Source organism: Serratia liquefaciens (genome assembly GCF_027594825.1).
GTDB lineage: Bacteria > Pseudomonadota > Gammaproteobacteria > Enterobacterales > Enterobacteriaceae > Serratia > Serratia liquefaciens_A.
Genome location: NZ_CP088930.1, coordinates 5,145,293 through 5,166,226 on the forward strand (window position 1 = coordinate 5,145,293; position 20,934 = coordinate 5,166,226).

Annotated in this window: 18 protein-coding genes; 5 read left to right on the top strand and 13 right to left on the bottom strand. The window is 60.2% G+C overall.

What is annotated here, in order from left to right; all coding sequences use genetic code 11:
* The first annotated feature begins 86 nt into the window (after window positions 1-86).
* Entirely contained in the window at window positions 87-617 is a 531-nt protein-coding gene (locus tag LQ945_RS23865; protein WP_269936224.1) for a chorismate mutase, read from the top strand.
* A gap of 12 nt (window positions 618-629) precedes the next feature.
* Here LQ945_RS23865 and LQ945_RS23870 read toward each other — a convergent pair whose 3' ends face one another.
* The 4 genes from LQ945_RS23870 to hutC all read right to left on the bottom strand — a co-directional run bounded on the left by LQ945_RS23870 (window position 630) and on the right by hutC (window position 5,377).
* Entirely contained in the window at window positions 630-2,165 is a 1,536-nt protein-coding gene (locus tag LQ945_RS23870; RefSeq protein WP_269936223.1) for a serine hydrolase domain-containing protein, read from the bottom strand.
* Window positions 2,166-2,438: 273 nt separating this feature from the next.
* A complete protein-coding gene (hutG, locus tag LQ945_RS23875) occupies window positions 2,439-3,242 on the bottom strand; it encodes an N-formylglutamate deformylase (RefSeq protein WP_269936222.1) in 804 nt (267 codons plus the stop codon).
* The gene (hutI, locus tag LQ945_RS23880; RefSeq protein WP_044550188.1) at window positions 3,239-4,462 is read right to left on the bottom strand and encodes an imidazolonepropionase; all 1,224 of its coding nucleotides are present in this window, start codon (window positions 4,460-4,462) and stop codon (window positions 3,239-3,241) included. The genes hutG and hutI overlap by 4 nt, the downstream gene beginning before the upstream one ends.
* 159 nt (window positions 4,463-4,621) lie before the next feature.
* Entirely contained in the window at window positions 4,622-5,377 is a 756-nt protein-coding gene (hutC, locus tag LQ945_RS23885; protein WP_020826513.1) for a histidine utilization repressor, read from the bottom strand.
* Window positions 5,378-5,553: 176 nt separating this feature from the next.
* Between hutC and LQ945_RS23890 the strand changes: the two genes are divergently transcribed.
* The 3 genes from LQ945_RS23890 (at window position 5,554) to LQ945_RS23900 (ending at window position 8,567) form a co-directional block, all read left to right on the top strand.
* Window positions 5,554-6,924: a formimidoylglutamate deiminase gene (locus LQ945_RS23890; RefSeq protein ID WP_044550192.1), complete on the top strand. Its 1,371-nt coding sequence runs from the start codon at window positions 5,554-5,556 to the stop codon at window positions 6,922-6,924.
* Window positions 6,924-7,487, top strand: a complete 564-nt coding sequence (locus LQ945_RS23895) for a HutD family protein (RefSeq protein ID WP_270101891.1) — start codon at window positions 6,924-6,926, stop codon at window positions 7,485-7,487. The genes LQ945_RS23890 and LQ945_RS23895 overlap by 1 nt, the downstream gene beginning before the upstream one ends.
* A gap of 78 nt (window positions 7,488-7,565) precedes the next feature.
* Complete coding sequence (locus tag LQ945_RS23900) at window positions 7,566-8,567, top strand: LacI family DNA-binding transcriptional regulator (protein ID WP_182823842.1); 1,002 nt, start codon at window positions 7,566-7,568, stop codon at window positions 8,565-8,567.
* A gap of 56 nt (window positions 8,568-8,623) precedes the next feature.
* Here LQ945_RS23900 and LQ945_RS23905 read toward each other — a convergent pair whose 3' ends face one another.
* The 5 genes from LQ945_RS23905 to LQ945_RS23925 all read right to left on the bottom strand — a co-directional run bounded on the left by LQ945_RS23905 (window position 8,624) and on the right by LQ945_RS23925 (window position 14,226).
* Complete coding sequence (locus tag LQ945_RS23905) at window positions 8,624-10,066, bottom strand: glycoside hydrolase family 32 protein (RefSeq protein ID WP_270101892.1); 1,443 nt, start codon at window positions 10,064-10,066, stop codon at window positions 8,624-8,626.
* Window positions 10,063-11,322, bottom strand: a complete 1,260-nt coding sequence (locus LQ945_RS23910; RefSeq protein WP_270101893.1) for an MFS transporter — start codon at window positions 11,320-11,322, stop codon at window positions 10,063-10,065. Before LQ945_RS23910 ends, LQ945_RS23905 begins: the two co-directional genes overlap by 4 nt.
* 331 nt (window positions 11,323-11,653) lie before the next feature.
* Complete coding sequence (locus LQ945_RS23915) at window positions 11,654-12,964, bottom strand: MFS transporter (RefSeq protein WP_269936216.1); 1,311 nt, start codon at window positions 12,962-12,964, stop codon at window positions 11,654-11,656.
* Between the two features lie 90 nt (window positions 12,965-13,054).
* Window positions 13,055-13,441: a GFA family protein gene (locus LQ945_RS23920; protein ID WP_270101894.1), complete on the bottom strand. Its 387-nt coding sequence runs from the start codon at window positions 13,439-13,441 to the stop codon at window positions 13,055-13,057.
* An 86-nt stretch (window positions 13,442-13,527) separates the two neighbouring features.
* Entirely contained in the window at window positions 13,528-14,226 is a 699-nt protein-coding gene (locus tag LQ945_RS23925; protein ID WP_270101895.1) for a DAPG hydrolase family protein, read from the bottom strand.
* Between the two features lie 94 nt (window positions 14,227-14,320).
* Between LQ945_RS23925 and LQ945_RS23930 the strand changes: the two genes are divergently transcribed.
* Window positions 14,321-14,977, top strand: coding sequence for a TetR/AcrR family transcriptional regulator (locus tag LQ945_RS23930; RefSeq protein WP_270101896.1), 657 nt, complete (start codon window positions 14,321-14,323; stop codon window positions 14,975-14,977).
* Between the two features lie 24 nt (window positions 14,978-15,001).
* Here LQ945_RS23930 and LQ945_RS23935 read toward each other — a convergent pair whose 3' ends face one another.
* From LQ945_RS23935 to LQ945_RS23950, 4 genes are read right to left on the bottom strand one after another with little or no spacing between them, the layout of a single operon-like run.
* On the bottom strand, window positions 15,002-16,648 hold the full coding sequence (locus tag LQ945_RS23935; RefSeq protein WP_270101897.1) for an HAL/PAL/TAL family ammonia-lyase: 1,647 nt from the start codon (window positions 16,646-16,648) through the stop codon (window positions 15,002-15,004).
* Between the two features lie 51 nt (window positions 16,649-16,699).
* Window positions 16,700-18,043 carry an MFS transporter gene (locus LQ945_RS23940; RefSeq protein ID WP_270101898.1) on the bottom strand — a complete coding sequence of 448 codons (1,344 nt, stop codon included), beginning with the start codon at window positions 18,041-18,043 and terminating at the stop codon, window positions 16,700-16,702.
* Window positions 18,040-19,695 carry a urocanate hydratase gene (locus tag LQ945_RS23945; protein WP_270101899.1) on the bottom strand — a complete coding sequence of 552 codons (1,656 nt, stop codon included), beginning with the start codon at window positions 19,693-19,695 and terminating at the stop codon, window positions 18,040-18,042. The genes LQ945_RS23940 and LQ945_RS23945 overlap by 4 nt, the downstream gene beginning before the upstream one ends.
* Window positions 19,692-20,783, bottom strand: a complete 1,092-nt coding sequence (locus LQ945_RS23950; RefSeq protein ID WP_262241486.1) for a DUF917 domain-containing protein — start codon at window positions 20,781-20,783, stop codon at window positions 19,692-19,694. The genes LQ945_RS23945 and LQ945_RS23950 overlap by 4 nt, the downstream gene beginning before the upstream one ends.
* Window positions 20,784-20,934 lie beyond the last annotated feature (151 nt).

Below are 20,934 nucleotides of genomic sequence, written 5' to 3' on the forward strand. Positions count from 1 at the left end.
CCGCTTCGGTGGGGCTTTTTATTTGCCTGCAACAGGGGATCGTGGTGAACTCTTTTCCTGTTATTTCGGTGCATAAGGAAATTGTGATGTTCAGGATGTTATTGATTGCCTGCTGCCTGGTCAGTTTTTCCGCGCTGGCAAGCGGGGGAACGGCGCTTGGCGAACTTGTAAATCAGCGTCTGGGTTATATGAAAGACGTTGCCGGCTACAAAGCGCAGCAGCATTTGCCGATCGAGGATTTGGCACAGGAGGCCAAGGTGCTGGCAAGCACTCAGGCAGAGGCGGGGCGCTTAGGATTGGATCCGCTTTCGGTTCGGCCGTTTATCATCGCGCAAATGGACGCCGCCAAGGCGATTCAATACCGTTACCGCGCGGACTGGCTGGCGCAGCCGGAAAGCGGCTGGCAGCCACGCCCGCTGGAGCAGGTGCGACCACAGATTGCCGAGCTCAGCAGCCGAATTTTGCAGCGATTGGCGCAGGAATTAAAAACCGGGGCGCTGACGGAGAGTGCGCGCAGTCGTTTTATTCAGGCTATTGATCAGAACAACCTCAGCGAAGCCGACAAGCAGCGGCTGTTCACCGCCTTATTGGCCGTCAGGGCCGCCAAGGCGGAGTGATCCCGGCGTCCGCTAATCGCGGCCGATGCTGCTGCGCTGGAAGGTCAGCACCCGGCTGCGATTGGCAATCAAATCTACGCTGTAGCCGCGGAAATAGAGGCAAAAGCGTTTCAACCACGGGCCGTCGCTGCTTTCGACCAGCATACGGCCCTGACCCAGCGAACTGATCTTCCCGGTTTGCGATGCCGGGCCCACGCCAATGTGCACCCGATCGCCGCAGATCTCGAAGGCGGTGCGGTACTGCGGGTGGTACCACAAGCCCTGCACGTGCTTTAGACAATCGCGGTTGGGCGTGACGGGCAGAAAGCTGCGCGGCACGTGGCACACTTCGCCTTCTACCGCTTCACCGGTCCATTTCAGCCGCATCGGCATATGGGCGGAGAGCGACACCGCGTAGCCGTCATCGGCCTGATACAGCGCCTCTTCACTGCCCAGATAGGCGACGTTGCCGTCTTTCACCTCCAGCCAGTAAGGATCTGCCACCGTGGTGTAAATGCCATCGGGAATGGCGGCGCTGCGTTTCGGCAACGCTTCGCCCAGTAAGGCGGCCATCATCTGCAGCGCCATACCGAAGCTGTCGCAGTCCTCCCGGTTAGCCACCACAACGACACCGGCCTGCCGATCGGGCGCCAACAGGAAATAAGTTTTGTAGCCGGCATGCGAACCGCCGTGGCCCAGCAGACGATGTTCGCCGAGCGGCGTTTGCGCCAGCCCCAGCCCGTAAGCGCTGAGTTGCCCTTGGTTAAGATGGCGCGGGGCACTCAGTTGCGCCAGCACGCCACGGCCAGGGCCTTGGTTGGCCAGCAGCGTTTGTAACCAGCGGGTGAGGGCATTGGCGCTGCCGGTCAGGCTGCCGGAGGCGGAAAGGTGCAGGCCGGCGCTGGCTAACTGCCAGCCCTGTTTGGCGCGCCAGTAACCGGGGATGAGCCCAGGCACCACGTCATACCAGCTTTCGGGCGCTCGTAGCTGCACCTGCAGCGGTTGGGCGATGTGTTGCTGCACCAGTTGGTCGAAATCATGCCCCTTGGCCTGCAGTGCGGCCTCCACCAGCCGGTAACCGGTATTGGTATAGGTGATTTCACTGCCGGCCGGGTAGTTCAGCCCTTCCAGTCCCTGCAGGAACTGCATGACCGGTTGCGCCTCACTGCGCGTATGCACCGAGATGCCCAGTAGCCCCAGGGTTTCACGTACGTCAGGCAGCCCGCTGGTCATATCCAACGCCTGCCCCACGGTGACATTCGCCAGAGGGTCCTGCAGCTCTGGCAGCAGATCGCCCAGGCGGTCATCCAGGCTTAGGGCGTTATCGGTGGCGTTTAGCGCCAGCGCGGCGAAAATGTGTTTGGTGACGGAAGCGTAGCGCACCACGCTGTCTGCGTTAAAAGGGGTATTTTGCGCCAGATCGGCTCGCCCGGCACTGGCGGTCGCTCGTATCTGCGCGGCGTCGAACAGGGTAATAGCTCCGCCGGGTTGGTGGTCAGACTGCCAATCGGCCAGCAGCCTGTCAGCGACGGCCTGTGCGGCACGCCAGTTTAGCGGGATTTCGGACATAGGGGCCTCCAGAGTATTTTTATCAATTTGTGCCTCGATGGGCTTTTCGCCAGATTGTCGCGTACCGCGCAAACTGTGGGCCGCCGTTTTGTGCGCTGTTCCGACCAGATTCACTTATTTTCAGTCAAAACTGCGATGCAGTGCGCAAATCGAAAAGGGAACAACCAGGAGGCAAATTGTGTGCCACAACGTGAGGAAGCTGGAGGGGGAGCGCTTGAAGGTTTGATTGTCGCAGGGCAATTAGCGTTGCCCCGCAACAGGAGTAGAAAAGGATTAACGCAGTTGGTCGCCGCCGGACAGCAGGCTGTCGATCATCTGTTTTAGCAGGCGCTGCAGGGAGGCGGCACGCTCGGGAGCAAAGGCATACGGATACTGTTCTGACATGTAGTTCACCTGCGCCAGTTCCAGTTGAATGGCATGCTGCTGTTCTTGCGGGCGGCCGTAGGCGCGGGTGATGTAACCGCCTTTGAAGCGACCGTTAAGCACGTGCGTGAACTGTTGTTGCTGTTCGCAGCAGGCGACCAGACGATCGCTCAGCGCCGGGGCGCAGCTTTCGCCGCCGTTGGTCCCCAGGTTTAGATCCGGCAGCTTGCCGTCGAACAAGCGCGGGATAACGGAGGCGATAGAATGGGCGTCGAACAACAGGGCGTAACCGTGCTTGGCTTTCAGGCGCGCCAGTTCGTCTTGCAGCTGTTGGTGGTAGGGCTGCCAGATCTGCGCCAGATAGCCGGCGCGCTCCTGGTCAGAGGGGGCTTTCCCCGGCAAGAAGCTCGGGCGACCGTCAAACAGCACGTCAGGGTACAGACCGGTGGTGGCGGTGGTGTAGAGCGGTTTGTCGTCCGCCGGGCGGTTCAGGTCGATAACGAAGCGCGAGTAATTGCCGATCAGCACGCTGGCGCCCATGGCGCGCGCGAAATCGTACAGCTGCGGGATATGCCAGTCGGTGTCCGGGAGCGGTCGCGCCTCTTCGGTCAAACCGGCCTCGACGGCCGGCGTCAATCGGGTACCGGCGTGGGGAATACTGATCAGCAGCGGCAGGCTGCCGGCGTGGAAATCAAAAGCATCGCGAATGGTCATTGACGTACTTCTCCTCGGAAAATCACCGTACAGGGCAGTTGACCGCCCAACCAGTAAGCCAGTTCAGCCGGACGGGACAGCGGCCAGTGCACAAAATCCGCCAGTTTGCCGGCTTCCAGCGTCCCCTGGCTTGCCTGCAGGCCCAGCGCCTTGGCCGCATGCACCGTGACGCCCGCCAACGCTTCTTCCGGCGTCAGGCGGAACAGCGTGCAGGCCATATTAATCATCAAACGCAAGGACAGTGCCGGCGAGGTCCCCGGGTTCGCATCGCTGGCGATCGCCATGGCTACGCCGTGTTTGCGGAACAGGTCTACCGGTGGGCATTGGGTTTCACGCAGCAGGTAATAAGCGCCCGGCAGCAGCACCGCAACGGTGCCTGCATCGCCCATCGCTCGCGCATCCTGTTCGGTAGCATATTCAAGATGGTCGGCGGAAAGGGCATGGTGCTGCGCGGCCAATTCACTCCCGCCCAGGGCTGAAAGTTGTTCCGCGTGCAGCTTCACGGGCAGACCCGCTTTTTCCGCTGCGGCGAACACTCGCGCCACCTGCGCCGGTGAGAACGCCAGATGCTCGCAGAAGGCGTCAACCGCATCGGCCAGCCCGGCAGCGGCGGCCTGAGGAATAATGGTGTTGCACACCAGATCGATATAGTCGTCGGCGCGATGGGCATATTCCGGCGGCAGCGCGTGTGCCGCCAGGCAGGTGGTTTTTACTTCAACCGGCAGCAGTTCGCCCAGCTTGCGCGCCACGCGCAGCATTTTCAGCTCGCTTTCCGGCGTCAGCCCGTAGCCGGACTTGATCTCCACGCAGGTCACGCCTTCCGCCAGCAGCGGTCGCAGCCGGAACAGCGCCTGCTCCAGCAGCTGTTCTTCGTCGGCGTCACGGGTAGCCTTGACGGTGGAAATGATGCCGCCGCCCTGAGCGGCGATATCGGCATAGCTGACCCCGTTCAGGCGTTGTTCGAACTCGCCGCTGCGGTTACCGCCGAATACCAGATGGGTATGGCAGTCGACAAAGCCCGGCGTGATGATGCCACCGTCGAATTTCACCGTTTCATCTGCTATCAGGGTTGCCGGTAACGCCGCATGTTCGCCCAGCCAGACAATCTTGCCGTCACGCACGGCGATCGCGCCGTTGGCGATAGTGTGATATTTGCCGTCGCGCATGGTGACGACATCGGCCCCGTGCCACAGGCTGTCGCAATGAATCTCAGAGGTCATGGCTTTTCTCCGCCGGAGCCGTGGCTCCCACATGGTTGTATATACAATTAAAAACAACCTAGCGCATTCATCGGGTTGTCACAAGGGGCGGGATAAAAATTTGTTATCGGGATGTGATCGTTGTGGAAGGGCGGGTGCCAAAACGGCACCCGCAGAGGATCAGACTTCGCTGGTGAAACGGCCGAACAGTTGATAACGGCTGCCGGGGTACAGCAGGCGTGCCGAAGTGACGACGGTTTTGCCGGACCAGGTGCGGCGGTGGATCAACAGGCCCGGTTCGTGGTCTTCCAACTGCAGCAGTTCGCGCTCCTGGCGGGTCGGCACTACCGCTTCGACGATGTGTTCGCCTGCGGTCAGCGGCGCGGCCTGCGTCAGATAGATATAGGGCGTAACGCGGTCGAAATCCTGTTTCATGTAATCGGGGGCGATGAGGGGGTTCACGCAGCGGTCTTCCACCTGTACCGGCAGGTCGTTTTCGTAATGCACAATCTGCGAATAGAAAAGCTGCTGGCCCGGTTGAATGCCCAGCGCCAATGCTTCTTCCTCGCTGGCCGGCCGCGCCTTCAACTGCAGGATCTTGCTGCTGTGGCGATGCCCACGGGCGGCGATTTCGTCGGCGATATTATGCACTTCCAGCAGCGCGGTGTGCGCCTTGGCTTCGGCGACGAAGGTGCCCACCCCCTGCATGCGGATCAGATAGCCTTCGGTGGTCAGCTCGCGCAGCGCGCGATTGATGGTCATGCGGCTGACGCCCAGTTCGGCGACCAGCTCACTTTCCGAGGGAACGCGTTGGTGCGGCAGCCAATGGCCCGCCCGGATTTGGTTCACGATCGCCTGCTTGACCCGTTGATAAATGGGGGCGGGGGTATCGCTCATTGCAGCAGCCAGTTGCAGCACGGTCTGTTGATCAACCACGGCGTTAACCTCGTCAAATAAAAAAATAATAACATCAGTTTACTGTTGATGTCGGCGTATGTATATGTATATACAACTAGGGGCCGGTCCGCCACAGCAATGCGCTGGGCCCGTGTATTTTCGGATGCGCGATTATCGCGCGTTATTAACCGTTACACTAACAGTGGAATACTGCCATGCCTGCATATTTTGCCTCACGCGCTCTGCTTCCTGAAGGTTGGGCGCATAACGTCCGGTTGGACGTGGATGCGCAAGGTTACCTGACTCAGGTGACCGCCGACGCCGATCCCGAAGGTTGCACCCGTCTGCACGGCGATGCGGTGCCGGGCATGCCAAACCTTCACTCTCACGCCTTCCAGCGTGCGATGGCCGGACTGGCGGAGGTGGCGGGCAATCCGCAGGACAGCTTCTGGACCTGGCGTGACCTGATGTATCGCCTGGTGCAGCGTTTGACGCCGGAGCAGGTGGAGGTAATTGCCCGCCAACTCTATATCGAAATGCTGAAAGGGGGCTATACCCAGGTCGCCGAGTTCCACTATCTGCATCACGGCGCCGACGGTCTCCCTTATGCCGATCGCGGCGAAATGACCGGCCGACTCAGTCAGGCGGCGGCCCAGGCGGGGATCGGCATGACCCTGCTGCCGGTGCTGTACAGCTATGCGGGATTTGGCGGCCAGCCCGCTCAGCCGGGGCAAAAGCGTTTTATTCAGAATGCGGACAGCTATCTGGAACAACAGCAGACGATCGCCCGTCAGTTGGCGGACCAACCGTTGCAGAATCAGGGCCTGTGCTTCCACTCGCTGCGTGCGGTGGAACTGGGCCAGATGCAGCAGATCCTGGCGGCGTCGGACAGTACGCTGCCGGTGCATATTCATATCGCCGAGCAGCAGAAAGAGGTCAACGACTGTCTGGCCTGGAGCGGACGACGCCCCGTCGCCTGGCTGTACGAGCATCTGCCGGTGGATCAGCGCTGGTGTCTGGTTCACGCCACGCATCTTGATCGCGATGAACTGGAACTGTTGGCGCACAGCAAAGCGGTAGCGGGCCTGTGCCTGACTACCGAAGCCAACCTGGGCGACGGCATCTTCCCCGGCGACGCCTATCTGCAGCATCAGGGGCGCTGGGGCATTGGTTCTGACAGCCACGTATCGCTGAATGTGGTGGAGGAGCTGCGCTGGTTCGAATACGGCCAGCGTCTGCGCGATCAGCGTCGTAACCGGTTGACCACGCCGGAGCAACCGGCCGTGGCTGACGTTCTCTACCAACAGGCCTTGCAGGGCGGGGCACAGGCCTGCGGTGCGCCGATCGGACGGCTGCAAAGCGGCTACCGTGCCGACTGGCTGGTGCTGGACGGCGACGATCCTTACCTGGCCGCGGCGCCGGACGCCTCGATCCTCAACCGCTGGCTGTTCGCCGGCGGTAAAGAGCAAATCCGCGATGTCTTTGTCGGCGGTCGGCAGGTGATCGAACAAGGACGCCATGCACTGCAGCAACAGAGCAGCGCGGCTTTCTTGCAGGTGTTGAAAACCTTCCAGCAGGAGGCGTGATGAGCCTGACGCGTTTTGATTTTGCTTCCCTGCCGGTCACGCCGTGGCGTAATGGCGGTGGGGAAACCCGAGAGATCGCCAGTTGGCCTGCGGGCACCCAGGATTTCGACTGGCGTGCCAGTATCGCCACCATCGCGCAAGACGGCCCATTTTCGGCCTTCAACGGGATAGATCGTTCGATCACCCTGTTGGAAGGCGATGGCGTGCATCTGTTCAGCGCCGGGCAAGTTGATCATTATTTATCGCAGGCTGGTGAACCGTTCGCCTTCTCCGGCGATGTGGCGTTGAGCGCGACCCTGTTGGGCTGCAGCAGCCAGGATTTCAATATCATGACCCGGCGCGGCCGCTGGGCAGCCGACGTGCAGCGAGTGACTGAGACCATCGAGCTGCCGTCATCGCATGCCGGTGTGCTGTACGTGCTGCAGGGACGCTGGTTGCTGGCGGATGGCGTGATCCTGACCGCACGTCAGGGCGGGTGGTGGCCGGCGGTAGAGTTCAGTGGGGCGCTGACGCCGCTGACCGAGGATAGCGTCATTCTGTGGGCCGACATCACACCCGGCTAAACCGGGCTAGAGTCCAGCGCTAAGTTGTGGGATGATCTGCACTTCTATCCCACACTTATCCCACATTGAGAAGGGCGCATGGCCTCGCTGAAAGACGTTGCAAAACTTGCCGGGGTATCCTTGATGACGGTATCCCGCGCCATCAACGAGCCCGATAAGCTGCGGCCGGATACCTACCAACGCGTCAAGCGGGCGATTGACCAACTGGAATACGTGCCCGATCTCGCGGCGCGGCGCATTCGCGGTGACAGTAACCGGGTCCAGACCCTCGGCGTGCTGGCGCTGGATACCGCGACCACCCCGTTCTCGGTGGAAATGATCCTGTCGATCGAAAAAACGGCGCGTGAACACGGCTGGAACAGCTTCGTGGTCAATCTGTTTGCCGACGACAGTGCGGAACATACCGTAGATTTGCTGCTGGCACACCGACCGGACGGGGTGATCTTCACCACCATGGGGTTACGCCAGGTGGCGATACCGCCCAAGTTGCTGGATAAAAAACTGGTGCTGGCCAACTGCATCAGCCAGGAACACTCGGTCGCCAGTTACATTCCCGATGACGAGCAGGGCCAGTATGACGCCATGCGCGCGTTGATTGCCAAAGGCTATCGCGCACCGCTGTGTATTCACTTGCCGGAAACGACCCTAGCGGCCGGGTTGCGCCGTCGCGGGCTGGAACGTGCCTGGGGTGAAGCGGGCGGAGACGTCGATCAACTACGACAATATCATCTCGATCTGACCGAGGGCGATGAACATTACCGTGACAGCGTGGCATTGCTGGAACGTCACTTCTCGCCGGGGCAGCGCGACTGCGATGTGGTGGTGTGTGGTAACGATCGGGTGGCGTTTTTGGTGTATCAGGTGTTGCTGGCGCAGGGCTGGAAAATCCCGCAACAGGTCGGGGTGCTGGGCTACGACAATATGGTCGGTATTGACCAGCTGTTCCTGCCACCGCTGACTACGGTGCAGTTACCGCACTACGAGTTGGGTCGGCAGGCGGCGCTGCATTTGATTCATCAATTGGATCACCATGACAGAGTGAAAGTGGCCTGCCCGTTATTACTGCGAGGATCGCTGTAACCCAACAGGGCGCAGTTCATTCATCGCTGCGCCCTGCACATTGAGTTCGTCTCAGATCACTCCCAGATGCTTTCCAGTTCCCAGGCCTGTGCCGCACCAAACTGCGCCAATCCGCTTTCGGCGAACAGGGTGACGCCGCGCTGCCCGTCGGTCGGGTAGATACGGCTGGTCAGGCTGGCCTCGCCCTGATTGACGAACACTTCCAGCGATGAGCGGTCGATAAAGACGCGCAGCGACAAAATGTCAGCCTCCGGCAGTGGCACGCTGCGGCAGCCGCACAGGCCCGGATCTTCACTGAAACGTTCCAATACCAATCGATGCGTTTGATTATCGACGTACAGCCGTGCGGCGGTTCCGATGTCGATGCCGTAGCGCTCGGCATCGCTGGTGGCCACGTTCAGCGTCAGCACCAGTTCCTGTACCCCGTCAACCAGCGTCTGGCGTTGGTTACGCACAGACACGGCGTCAAACGACTGTGGCTGCCTACGTAACGCGCTCAGCTCACGAGCCGGATTCATCAATACGTTGCCTTCGCACGACAAGGTCAATTCGCGGGGCAGGGTGAGCGCTCCGGCCCAACCGTGGGGCTTGCTCGGCATCGGCGATTCCCACATGTCCATCCAGGCGAACAGCATGCGGCGACCGTCGGCGGCAGTGAAGGTTTGCGGTGCGTAGAAATCGTGCCCGCTATCCAGCTCGCAGAAGGACTGGGTGACGCTGAAATCCTCATCAGGCCGCCAGTGTCCGAGCAGATACCCGCTCTGGAAGCGGTTGCGATTGCGGTAGCCCTGGGCCGCCAGCCCCTGCGGTGAGAACAGCAGAACCTGTTTTTCACCGAGCGGGAAGAAATCCGGGCATTCCCACATATAACCCTGGTGCGGCGATTGCGCCCCTGCGAGGACGCGATCGAACTGCCAGTCGCGCAGGTCATTCGAACGGTAAAGTCGCGCCTGGCCCAGCCCGTTTTCTTTGGCGCCTACCACCATCCACCAGCGGTCGGCTGCACGCCAAACTTTCGGGTCACGAAAGTGCTGAATGCCTTCCGGCGGCAGCAAAACCGGCCCGTGCTTGACGAAATGCACGCCATCTTCGCTGGTCGCCAGACACTGCACTTCGCGTACCTGGTCGTCGTCGCCTTCTTTGCCCAACCAGACGTGGCCGGTGTAGAGCAGCGTCAATACGCCGTTGTCATCCACCGCGCAGCCGGAAAAACAGCCGTCTTTGTCGTAGCTGTCGCCGGGAGCCAGGGCGATCGGCTGATGCTGCCAATGTGCCAGATCCTTGCTGGTGGCATGGCCCCAATGCATGGGACCCCAGTTTTGGTCATAGGGATGATGCTGGTAGAACGCATGGTAGACGCCGTTAATGTACACCAGACCGTTGGGGTCGTTGATCCAGCCGGCGGCCGACGCCAGATGAAATTGCGGGTAGTAATCGTCCTGACGTTGCGCGCGCAGCGCTTCGACCGCGTGATCGGCCTGAGCTAAAGCATTTTTCATTGGGTTGGCTCACTTGATTTTATCGTTGATTGAAATTGGGGCGTGCAGGCGACGGTTTCACCACGCAGCAGGAGGCAGGAAATCAGCGTGGTGCCGGCCACGGCGCAGCCCATCAGCAAATAGGTGTCGGCAAAGCCGATACGGTCGTAGCCGTAACCGGCCAGCGGCGCCAGGATGCCGGCGACGATTTGGCTGATAAACTGGAAGCCCACCAGATACAGCGTCGAGGACAGGCGGCTGTCAAAGCGGGTGGTGATGTATTTGAACATCGCCACCAGCAGGATAGGCAGCTCCACGGCGTGCAACAGTTTCATGGCGGAAATCATCAGGGCGCCGCTGGCGAAGCCGGAACCGAACATGCGCAGCGCCATCACGCTGCTGGCCAGCAGCAAACTCTGTTTGATGCCGATGCGATTGACCAGCAGGGGGGCCAGGAACATGCCGCCGGCCTCAAGAAATACCTGCAAGGAGTTGAGGAAACCGTACATGCGGTTGCCTTCTTCGTGGGTGGCGAACTGCGAGGCAAAATACACCGGGAACTGCTGGTCAAACACGCCGTAGATGCTGGTACCGAGAACGAAAACCACCAGTGCCCAGAAACCCGGCAGGCGCAGCAGGGCCAGCGCGTCCTGCAGCTTCAGATTTTCCGGTTTGCCGTATTCCAGACCGGCCATGGCGTTGGGTTTCAGTTCGCGCACCTGCCACAGCAGCAGCAGAAACACCGCCGCTGAGGCCGAAGCGATCCAGAAGTTAATATTGGGATTGATGTTGTAGTTGAAACCGGCGAAGAAGGTGGCGCTGGCCCAGCCCAGTGACCCCCACATGCGAGCCCGGCCAAACTCAAAGCTGACGATCCGGCTGACCCTTTCGGTATAGGACTCCAGCGCGCCAATGCCGGCATTGAACGCCAGGCTGACAAATACGCCGCCCACCAGTGCACCGGCCACCAGGTTGGTTTGCAGCAGCGGGGCGTAGACGTAGATAAAGAACGGGCCGGTCAGCAGCAGCAGCACGCCGACAAACAGCAGCAGGTGTTTACGCAGCCCGAGCTTGTCCTGAATAAAGCCGTACAGGGGCTGTGCGCACAGCGCCATGATGGACATTGCCGAGAAGATCAGGCCGGTTTCCGTGCCTTTCAGGCCGATCTTCTGGTTCAGCCAGATGGAGATCAGAGAAAAACTGGATGACCAGGTGAAGAAGAAGAAAAACAACAGGCCGCTGAGAAGCACATAATATTTTTTTGTTTCGCGGTTCATGGGGAATGCCCTGATGGATGAAATTGGCTCTATTGTTAACGTTAACTTTAAACCAAATAAAGCCGCCAAAGCGACGGATTGCGATGTTAATCACAAAAGTTAACGTTAACATTTTGCGGGTGTGATCCAAATCACCCGTTAATAAAACAGGGGCGCAGTGCGCCCCGGAGACTGCAGACAAACATATAATGTTTGGCGGCAGGCGTTAGAGATTTTGAAAATAATCAGGAAAATCTATTTCTTGATTTTCGGCTGATATCACAAAGGGGGAAAAACCACGCTTTTATCCCCCTTTGTCAATAATCTGAGGGGTGCAGTGCGCCCCGCAGGGTTAACGTTCGTTGAGTGAACGCAGATGGTCGTCGCGCCGCAGGGTCATCAGCGCGAACAGGCTGACTACCGAGGTGGCAACCACGTAGTAGGCTGGGATATCGAGGTTGCCGGTCTGTTTGATCAGACCGGTGATGATTAGCCCGGCAGAGCCGGAAAATACCGCGTTAGAAAGCGAATAGGCCAGCCCCAGGCCGGTATAACGCACCTGCGTCGGGAACATCTCCGCCAGCATCGCCGGACCGGGGCCGGCCAGCAAACCGACGACCGCACCGGCGATCATCACCGCGATGCCTTTGACCAACAGCGAACTTTGAGGGTCCTGCAGCAGGTGCAGCAGCGGGAAGGTGAACAGGATCACCGCCACTACCGCCGTCAGCATCACCGTTTTGCGTCCCAGCTTATCGCTGAGGATGCCGGCGGGCAGAATGGTCAGGGCGAAACCGACGTTAGCCAGTACTGTCGCCACCAGCGCCTGCTGGAAGGTGGCGTGCAGCGCGGTTTGCAGGTAGGACGGCATCACCACCAGAAAGGTGTAGCCGGCAGCGGACCAGCCCATCATGCGTCCAATGCCGATCGCGATGGTTTTCACCACGCCGCTTAACTTCAGCTCGGGGGCTTGCACCTTGGTGCCGAGGTTTTGCTGCGCCTGGGTAAAGGTTGGTGTTTCTTGCAGTTTCAAGCGTAGCCACAGTGCTACCGCGCCCATCGGCAACGCCAGCAGGAAGGGGATACGCCAGCCCCAGTCATGCAACTGCTCAGAGGTTAAAAGCGCAGCCAACAGCGCCACCAGTCCGGCCCCCGCCAACAGCCCGAAGGCCACGGTCAGCGATTGCCAGGCCCCGAACAGGCCACGTTTGCCCTTTGGCGCGAACTCGGTCATCAGCGAGACCGCACCGCCGAATTCCCCGCCGGCAAACAGCCCCTGGAACATGCGCAACAGGGTCAGCAGCAGCGGGGCGGCGACGCCGATGGAGGCATAGGTCGGCATCACGCCGATCAGGGCGGTGGCCACCGTCATCAGCAACAAGACTGCGATCAGCGTCGGTCGGCGGCCAATGCGATCGCCGATGCGGCCGAAAATCACGGCGCCTATCGGGCGACAGAAAAAGGCCAGCGCAAAGGCGGCATAGGTGAGGATCAGGCTGGTAATTTCACTTTCACCCTGCAGGGTGAAAAAATTGGCGGCGATCACGGTAGCGAGAAAACCGTAAACGCCGAATTCATACCACTCAATAAAGTTGCCGACCGATCCGGCCAGCAAGGCCTGACGCGACTGACGTGCGTCGATAACCGCTGTTTGTGTGTCCATCCCCATTCCCGTGCGTTTGAATTATTGTCATTCAGTTCTAAATTCTTACGGCAAAACAATCAATTATTTTAAACGGGAAGTGTGAAGGCCTCAGACGATGTCGTCGATTTTCCACCAGTCGGGGCAGCCATCGGCAAAGGAGTGCGCGGTGGGGCGCAGCGCCGCCAGGTCGCCACGATCAAAACTGCCGGTGACCAGCGCGACGGTCGGTTCGTCATCGACAGCGCCCAGAGTACTGCCGCAACGTGGGCAAAAGGCGCGGCTGGAATAGTCGGAAGAACGGTACAGGGCAGGCATGCCGCCGGCACCGATCCAACTGACGGCCTCACGCGGAAACTCAACCCAGCACAACGTTGGCGCGCCGGAGTGACGCTGACAGAACTCGCATGAGCAACTGTGAGGATTACCGGGCCGGCCAACGGCCTGAAAACGGATATGCCCGCAAAGACAGCCACCTGAATACCGCCGTTTTTCCATCGCTTCACCTGTCGTTTGTCGTTGTAGCCTGTAGGTTGAGCTTACTATAAAGGCCCTGGCGGAAAATAAAACGCCGGGGCGAATGATTACCAGAGTAAGGGAGCGGTCTCATGGCCGTTTTCGGCGTAGTACAGCGAAGGCAGGAATTGCGCCAGATAGCTGAATTCATTGTAGCAATGGCGCATCAGGTTAAAGCCAACCTCGTCCGGCAATTCTTCATGGGCGTTGGCGCAGGATTTCCCCAACAGAAAACGGCTGCGTAGCACGCAACCATAGGGGGTATCGCGGGCCAGATGCAGCATTTCGCCGTCGAGCGGATCGCCATTGTCGTCCAGCGCCACCTGCTCGCCAAAGCCGATCCGTGCGCATACGGCGGCGGATAATGCCTGACCGTCCCGCGCCTGTTGCAAAGGTTGTGGGGCAAAAAAGTCTTCTGCCGCGTGGAATTTGAGGCGTGCCGGAACCGGTGGCAATTCGGCTAACCATTCCACCGCGTTGATGCTGGCACCCACGTAGCTTTGGCCTTTTCTCCAGTGCTGATCCCAGCCGCGGTGCTCGACATGATCGTGCGGGTGCCACCAACGGATATGCTGGGTGGTCTCGAAAAAGGTAAACCACCAATCCAGCATGCGGCCCTTGCAGCCATGCAGATCGGTACGGATTGCCACGGTTAACCAGCCGTCGCTGTTGCGCGTCAGCCCCATCTCCAGCCGCAGCGGTTCAGGTTTGAGCAACTCGTTGATATCATTTACGCCCCAGGGCAGCATCAGTGATTGATGTGTCATCACGCTCATCCTTTTTTATTTGGGAAACGATATTTGTTTCCTAAATAAGGCTATGCCGCTATGCTGACTCTGTCAACGACTTCGAGGAACTGTGATGGCAAATAAAGTGGAAGCCGAACCGCGTACGCGTGGAAGGCCCTCGGCTCCGGAAGGGGAGTTACGCGCGGCGGCAGTGGAGGCCACTCTGGCGCTGTTGCTGACGCAGGGCTATGCCGCCACCACCGTGGACGCGGTGGCGAAGCGGGCGGGCATGGCGAAGAAAACCCTGTATCGCTTTGCCGAAAATCGCGATGCGCTGGTGACGCAGGCGATTGCGAGCTGGACCGACGCTTTTGCGCCGGTGTTTGAACAGGACGCGCAGCGGGCGACAGAGTTACCGACGCTGTTGTCGCAGGGCTTGCAGGCCATTGCGCGACAGGTGCTGAGCGAGCAGGCGGTGGGGATGTTTCGCCTGCTGCAGAGTGAATTTCCGGGGCGTGAAGATTTGCTGGCGGCTTATCAGCGCAACGGCATTGAACGTGGCAGGGCGATTGTGGCGCAGTGGCTGCAGCGTCAGCAACGCCGTGGCTGGCTGTGTGAACGAGATTACGCGCAGATCAGCGATCTGCTGCTGGCGATGGTGATGGCAGAACCCTTACGCCAGATGGCGCTTGGCCTGTTGCCGCCAGGCAGTGCGATCGACACTCGCATAGCGGCGGCGTTGGCACTGGTGTTGCCGGGGTTGCTCAGGGCACCGTCGTCCGGGCCCTGAGGCTGGTGGTGGTCAAATCACTTTTTACTTACCGTACCGGCGCAGCACCTGTTCTGCCGCGGCGAAGTCTGGCGCCAGCGGGCGGTCAACTTCGATAAACGGCACCTGCTTGCGCACCGCCGTATAGAGTGCTGCGGTGGGGGCGGATAGCGTAAAACCGTTGTGCCGCTGCTGGCGCAAATCCACCGCCTGCGCGTCGTGCACCAACAAGATCCCCAGCAATTGATAGCTGTTGTCCACCTGCTGCTGAACGCGAGCCACCACCGACGGCGCATTGGTGGCGATGTCTTCAATATCGCCGGCGACCGGGAAGTAATCGAGCGATACCGGCATGGCGAGCTCTTTGTTCCGCATCGCCAGCATCATGACCGGCTTTTCCATCGCGCCAAAGGCGTGCACGGTGTGGTCGGTGCCGAGAAAACGACTCAGGCCGGTAAACGCCGGGTTATTCAGTTTGACCACCTGTTGAGCGCTGGCCAGCGAATTATGCGCCAGCGCCAATCCCAATTGCTCAAAGGCCAGCACCCAGGGCAGCGGCTCAAAGTTGGCGCTCGGCAGCACGGCACCTTGCAGACTGCCTTTGCTGACGTAACCTACCGCCTCCTGCGGCCGCTGCGACGGTGCCGTAACGTCGAGTGCCACTCCAGGATTGTCGTCGGAGCTGTTTAACTGCACCAGCAACTGGTCATAAGCCTGCTGATAGCTGCGCTGGAGCTCCGCCAGCAGATAAACCCCGGAGCGAAAACTCAGCGGATCCTGCAGGGGACGGCTGTCATCGTGCTGCCACAGGCTGGAGCCGGTCAGCAACTCGCGCAGGTTTTTCCCCATGGCCGCCACTTCCGGGTAAGGGCGTAGCGCCAGGGTATTGGCGAGGAACGGCGAGAGGTTGCCGTTCAGCGCCTGCAGGCTGAGCGCATAGGTCAAGGTATTGACCTGCATCAGGTGGGCCAGCGAATCCAGTGCCAGTGCAGCGCTGGCGGCGGAATAGGCATTGGAACTGAGGATCGCCAGCGCGTCTTTGGCATAAGGGGCAATGGCCGGGGTTTGGCTGCCTTGCAGCGCCGCTTTGGCCGCCACTTTGTTGCCCTGGTAATACACGTCACCTTCGCCGAGCATGGCCAGTCCAATGTGGCTGATCACCGTGATATCCCCTTCGCCCACCGACCCGTCTGCCGGGATCACCGGGGTGATGCCTTTGTTGAGAAAAGCGACATAGGCGTCGACAATCGCCGGTTGGACACCGCCGCCACCGCTCAACAGGGCATTGAGCCGGGTGACCATGGTGGCGCGCGCGACGCGGACGCTCATGGCTTCGCCAATACCGCCAGAGTGGGCATGCAGCAGGCCGACGTTAAATTTTTTCGAGGCGTCGATCACCTCCTGCGTCAGTTTGCCGTGGACGTCGACCATGGGCCGGTCCTTGTTTAATCCGACGCCCACCGTCAGCCCATAGATTTTCAGCCCGCTCTGCGCAGCTTCGATCAGCACCTGATGTGACCGTGTCACGCGCTCCATGGCGACGGGCGCGACGCTCACCGCTTCGCCATCGGCGACCTGCGCAATCAGGTGCGGGGTAATAGAGTGTCCATCGAGCGTGACGGTAGCCAAGCCCAATGGGTGGTAACCGAACGTCAGCGCGGCCAACAGCGATAAAGCGAATTTTCCTGGCATGATAAGTAAACCCTTATTATTGATTTTTATGATGTTTTAACGTTATTCGGTTCAGGGCTGCTGCGCCGGACGGCGGGCGATAAAATACAGGGTGATCAGCGCCAGCAAGCTGGCGATCATCACGTACCAGGCCGGCGCAAAGCGGGTGCCGGTATTCTGGGTCAACCAGGTAAGGATCGCCGGTGCAAAGCCGCCGAATACCGTCACCGCCAGGTTATAGGACACCGACATGCCGCTGGCCCGGACCTGGGTAGGAAACAGGTCGGACAGTGCCGCAGGGGCCACGCCGACGAACAGCGACACCAGCATGCAAAACAGGGTCTGTACCAGGATCAGCATCGCGGTGGTGTGGTAAGCGTCGAGCAGCAATAACAAGGGGTAGCTGGCAACCAGCAACAAGGCGGCACCGGCCTGCAGGATTTTCAGGGTACCGATGCGATCGGACCAGGCACCTGCCGCTACGCAGCAAACCACCATAAAGCAGTTACCGATCAGCGCCGCTAAAAACGCCTGATGGCTCTCGAAATGCAGCACGCGCTGAACGTAAATCGGCATATAGATAATCAGCGCGTAGACGCTGACCGCCCACAGAATAGACAGCCCGGTGCCCAGCAGCACGGCCTGACGATGGGTTCGGAACAGCTGTCTCAGCGGCTTTTCCGGAGCGCATTGCTCCCGCTGACGCCGGGCCTGCTCTTCGGCAAACAGCGGCGTTTCTTCCAGGGTTTTACGCATCCACAGGCCAATCGGAGCGATCGACAAGCCGATGATGAACGGAATACGCCAGCCCCAGTCGCCTACCTGTTCGTGACTGAGCGTCAGGGTGACCGCGGTGGCGACCAGAGCGCCCAGGATATTGGAGATCCCCATGCTGGCCTGCAGCCAGGAGGCGTATTGGCCTTTCTGGTGCTCGGGGGCGTGTTCGATTAAAAATGCGGCCGCGCCGCCCACCTCGCCCCCGGCGGAAAACCCTTGCAGCACCCGGCCGCACAGGATCAATAAAGGGGCGCCTATGCCAATAGCGCTGTAGGGCGGTGCAAAGGAAATGATCGCCGTGCCGACCGCCATGGTCATGATGGTCAGGGTCAGGGCGGCCTTGCGGCCAACCCGATCGCCATAAGCGCCGATTACCAGGGCGCCGAGCGGGCGAATGACGAAACCGAGACCGAAGGCCAGAAAGGCTTCAAAGAGTTGGGTGCCGGCATCGTTGGGGTGGAAAAAGTTCTGCGCGATGTACACCGCGAAGAAGGCGTACACCGAGAAGTCATACCATTCCAGTGCGTTGCCGATAGAAGCGGCGGCAATCGCTTTGCGCCCACGGCTTTTGCGCGGCGTAACGGCGGCGTCGGCAGCCAGCAGGGGGGAGATGGGCGGAACCGTGCTTTTATTCATCATTGTTCTCCGCGAGGCAGTGAGATATAGGGCAGGGATTTTTCGGCAATCTCATCGAGCGACTCCTGATAACCGGCGTCGGCGTATCGCATCACGCCGGTACTGGTGTCGTTGGTCATCGACAATTGCAGGCGTTGCTGCGCCGCGGCGCTGCCATCGGCGATGGTGGTGACGCCTGAACTGGTCATATAGCCGCTGTAACCGCCGCCGCCGGAGTGGATCGCCACCAAATCCGCCATGGAGGCGCAGTTGACCAGCGCATTGAGCAGCGGCCAGTCGGCGATCGCATCGGAGCCGTCCTTCATCTTTTCGGTCATGATATTCGGGTGAGCCATCGCCCCGGCGTCGAGATGATCGCGGGTGAAGGCGATAGGCCCGGAAAGACGGCCGTCCGCTACCATGCGGTTCACTTCCAGCGCCAGCTCGGTGCGTTCCCCGTGACCGAGCCAGGCGATGCGCGCCGGCAGGCCTTCAAAGGGCACATGTTGGCGCGCCAGGGTGATCCAGTTACTGACGATGCGGTTATCGGCAAAGCGTTGCAGCAGGTAGTCGTCGATCACCCGAATATCGTTGCTGTCGTTGGACAGGGCAATCCAGCGGAATGGGCCGATGGCGCGACAAAACAGCGGCCGCAGGAAGGCCTCGGTGAATATGGGGATCTCGAATGCGCGTGCCACGCCGCCCTGGTGTGCGTGGGTGCGGATAAGATTGCCGTTATCGAACACCACCGCGCCGCGATCCATAAAGCCGATCATGGCTTCTACGTGTTGCACGATAGAGCGGCGGCTGGCGTCCATCAGCGCATTGATATCCGCCTCGCGTTGCGCCGCCACCTGCTCAAGGCTGTAGCCGGCGGGGACATAGCCGTACACCAGGTCGTGCGCCGCCGTTTGGTCGGTAACGATGTCAGGAATCACGCCGCGAGACAAAATCGCCGGGTAGACTTCGGCAGCATTGCCCAGCAGTGCGACCGACAGCGCCTCTTTGCGCTGTTGTGCGGCGGCGATCATCGCCAGTGCCTGGTCGAGATCTTTTGCCTGGTGCTGTAAAAAGCCGTTTTTCAGCCGTTTGTCGATACTGGCCTGATTGACCTCGACGGTCAGAATTGCCGCGTTGGCCAGGGTGCCCGCCAGCGGTTGCGCACCACCCATGCCGCCCAGCCCGGCGGTGAGGATAAAGCGGCCGCGCAGATCGTCAGCGAAATGCCGTTCGGCGATGCGCGAGAAGATTTCATAAGTCCCCTGGATCACCCCCTGCGAACCGATGTATTGCCAGTCGCCGGCGGTCAGACCGCCCCAGCAGATCAGGTTTTCTTTTTCCCAGCGGTAGAAGTTCTCCGCCTTCGCCCACTGGCCGACCATATTGCAGTTGGCCATGATCACCAGGGGGGCATTAGCGTGGGTCTGCAGCACGCCGATTGGCTTGCCGGATTGCACCAGCAGCGTTTGGTCTTCACGCATGGTTTTTAACGCATGAACAATGGCATCGTGTGACGGCCAGTCGCGCGCCGCACGTCCCAATGCCGCATATACCACCAGTTCGTCGGGGTTTTCGCCAACGGCCAGCACGTTTTCCAATAGACGCAGCAGCGCTTCTTGCCGCCAGCCCAGGCAGCGCAGCTCGGTGCCCGAGGTCACTTCAAAGGTTCTTTTCATGCGGCATCTCCCGTCGGCAGGTAGCTGCGTAAGTCAATCCCGAGGGTTTTCTCTACCGGGGGATAGACCGCCGGATCGGTGACCGACGAGGAAAGCGGGAACTGCGAATGATGCATATGGAAAATCACCACTTCCATGCCTGGCTTTAACTGCCCGGCGCTGATCGGGTTGCCGGCCTTGTCGAGGGTGGTGATCACGTCCGGATAACTGGCGAGGCGCTCACCGTGGGCGTCTTCCACCGCCATATGTTCATTCATGATATGGATACGGCGCAGGTCCTTGCCCTGGCCGACAGTCACGATGCCGACGTCAAACGCCTCTTCGGTATAACGCAGGCTGTTGGCGGCCACCTTACCGCTGCCGATAATATTGCCGCCGGTGTGGCGACAGATGGCCTCGACGATGCCGTTGCCGTTTGCCGCCAGAATGCTTTCGCCCAAGGCAATCGCCTGGCTGATGCCCCCCAACGCAGCGTGTTGGCGTACGTAGGCGGCGGGGATCGGGTTGCGACAGCTGGCGATAAAGCCGCCGGACATGTCCGCCGCTTTGCGCAGCACCGGCGACACCTTGGCCGTGGCGCCTTTCACCACCAGTTCGATATAGGCGTTGTTGGCCCGATTGCCGCCGACGGCAGCCTGGATCATCGGTTCAGGGCTGGAAGCCAGGCCGATGGAGCCCATGTCGCCGGTCGGGTGGGCACGCAGATCGCCGACCGCATCGACGACTTTGCAACCGAGGATCGCGGCAGGCAACCAGCCGTTGAGGGTGCTGGACATGCCGTTCTGTCCGACCATCAATCCGGCGATAGGGGCGCCCAGTTCCTGCTGCACCAATTGCACGGCCTTAACGTAGTCGACGCCGAGCATTTGCCAGTCGGTCAGGCCGCCGGGTGCGCCAATCGCTGCCGCGGTAGCGATCCAGTCGTTATCGTTCAATTCCTCGAGGCTGACCAGTTCCGGCCGGCCAATGGTCACCGCCAGTCGCCCAAGCTCCAGGCCGTGGGCAACCCAACCGCCACCGCCGCAGGCAAATACCGAACCGCCTTTTACCGCGGCCTCCACATCGCTAAGTGTTAAAACACGCCCCATGGTCTGTGCTCCTGAAAGTATCGGTGAGATTGCGCTTGAATGAATAATCTGTGAATAGTTGCGCTACCGGAATTCGATACTAGGGGGCGGTTAACCAAAATGTCGCATTACTTTTTATCACCTGCGTATAACACAATGTTAACCCATGCTT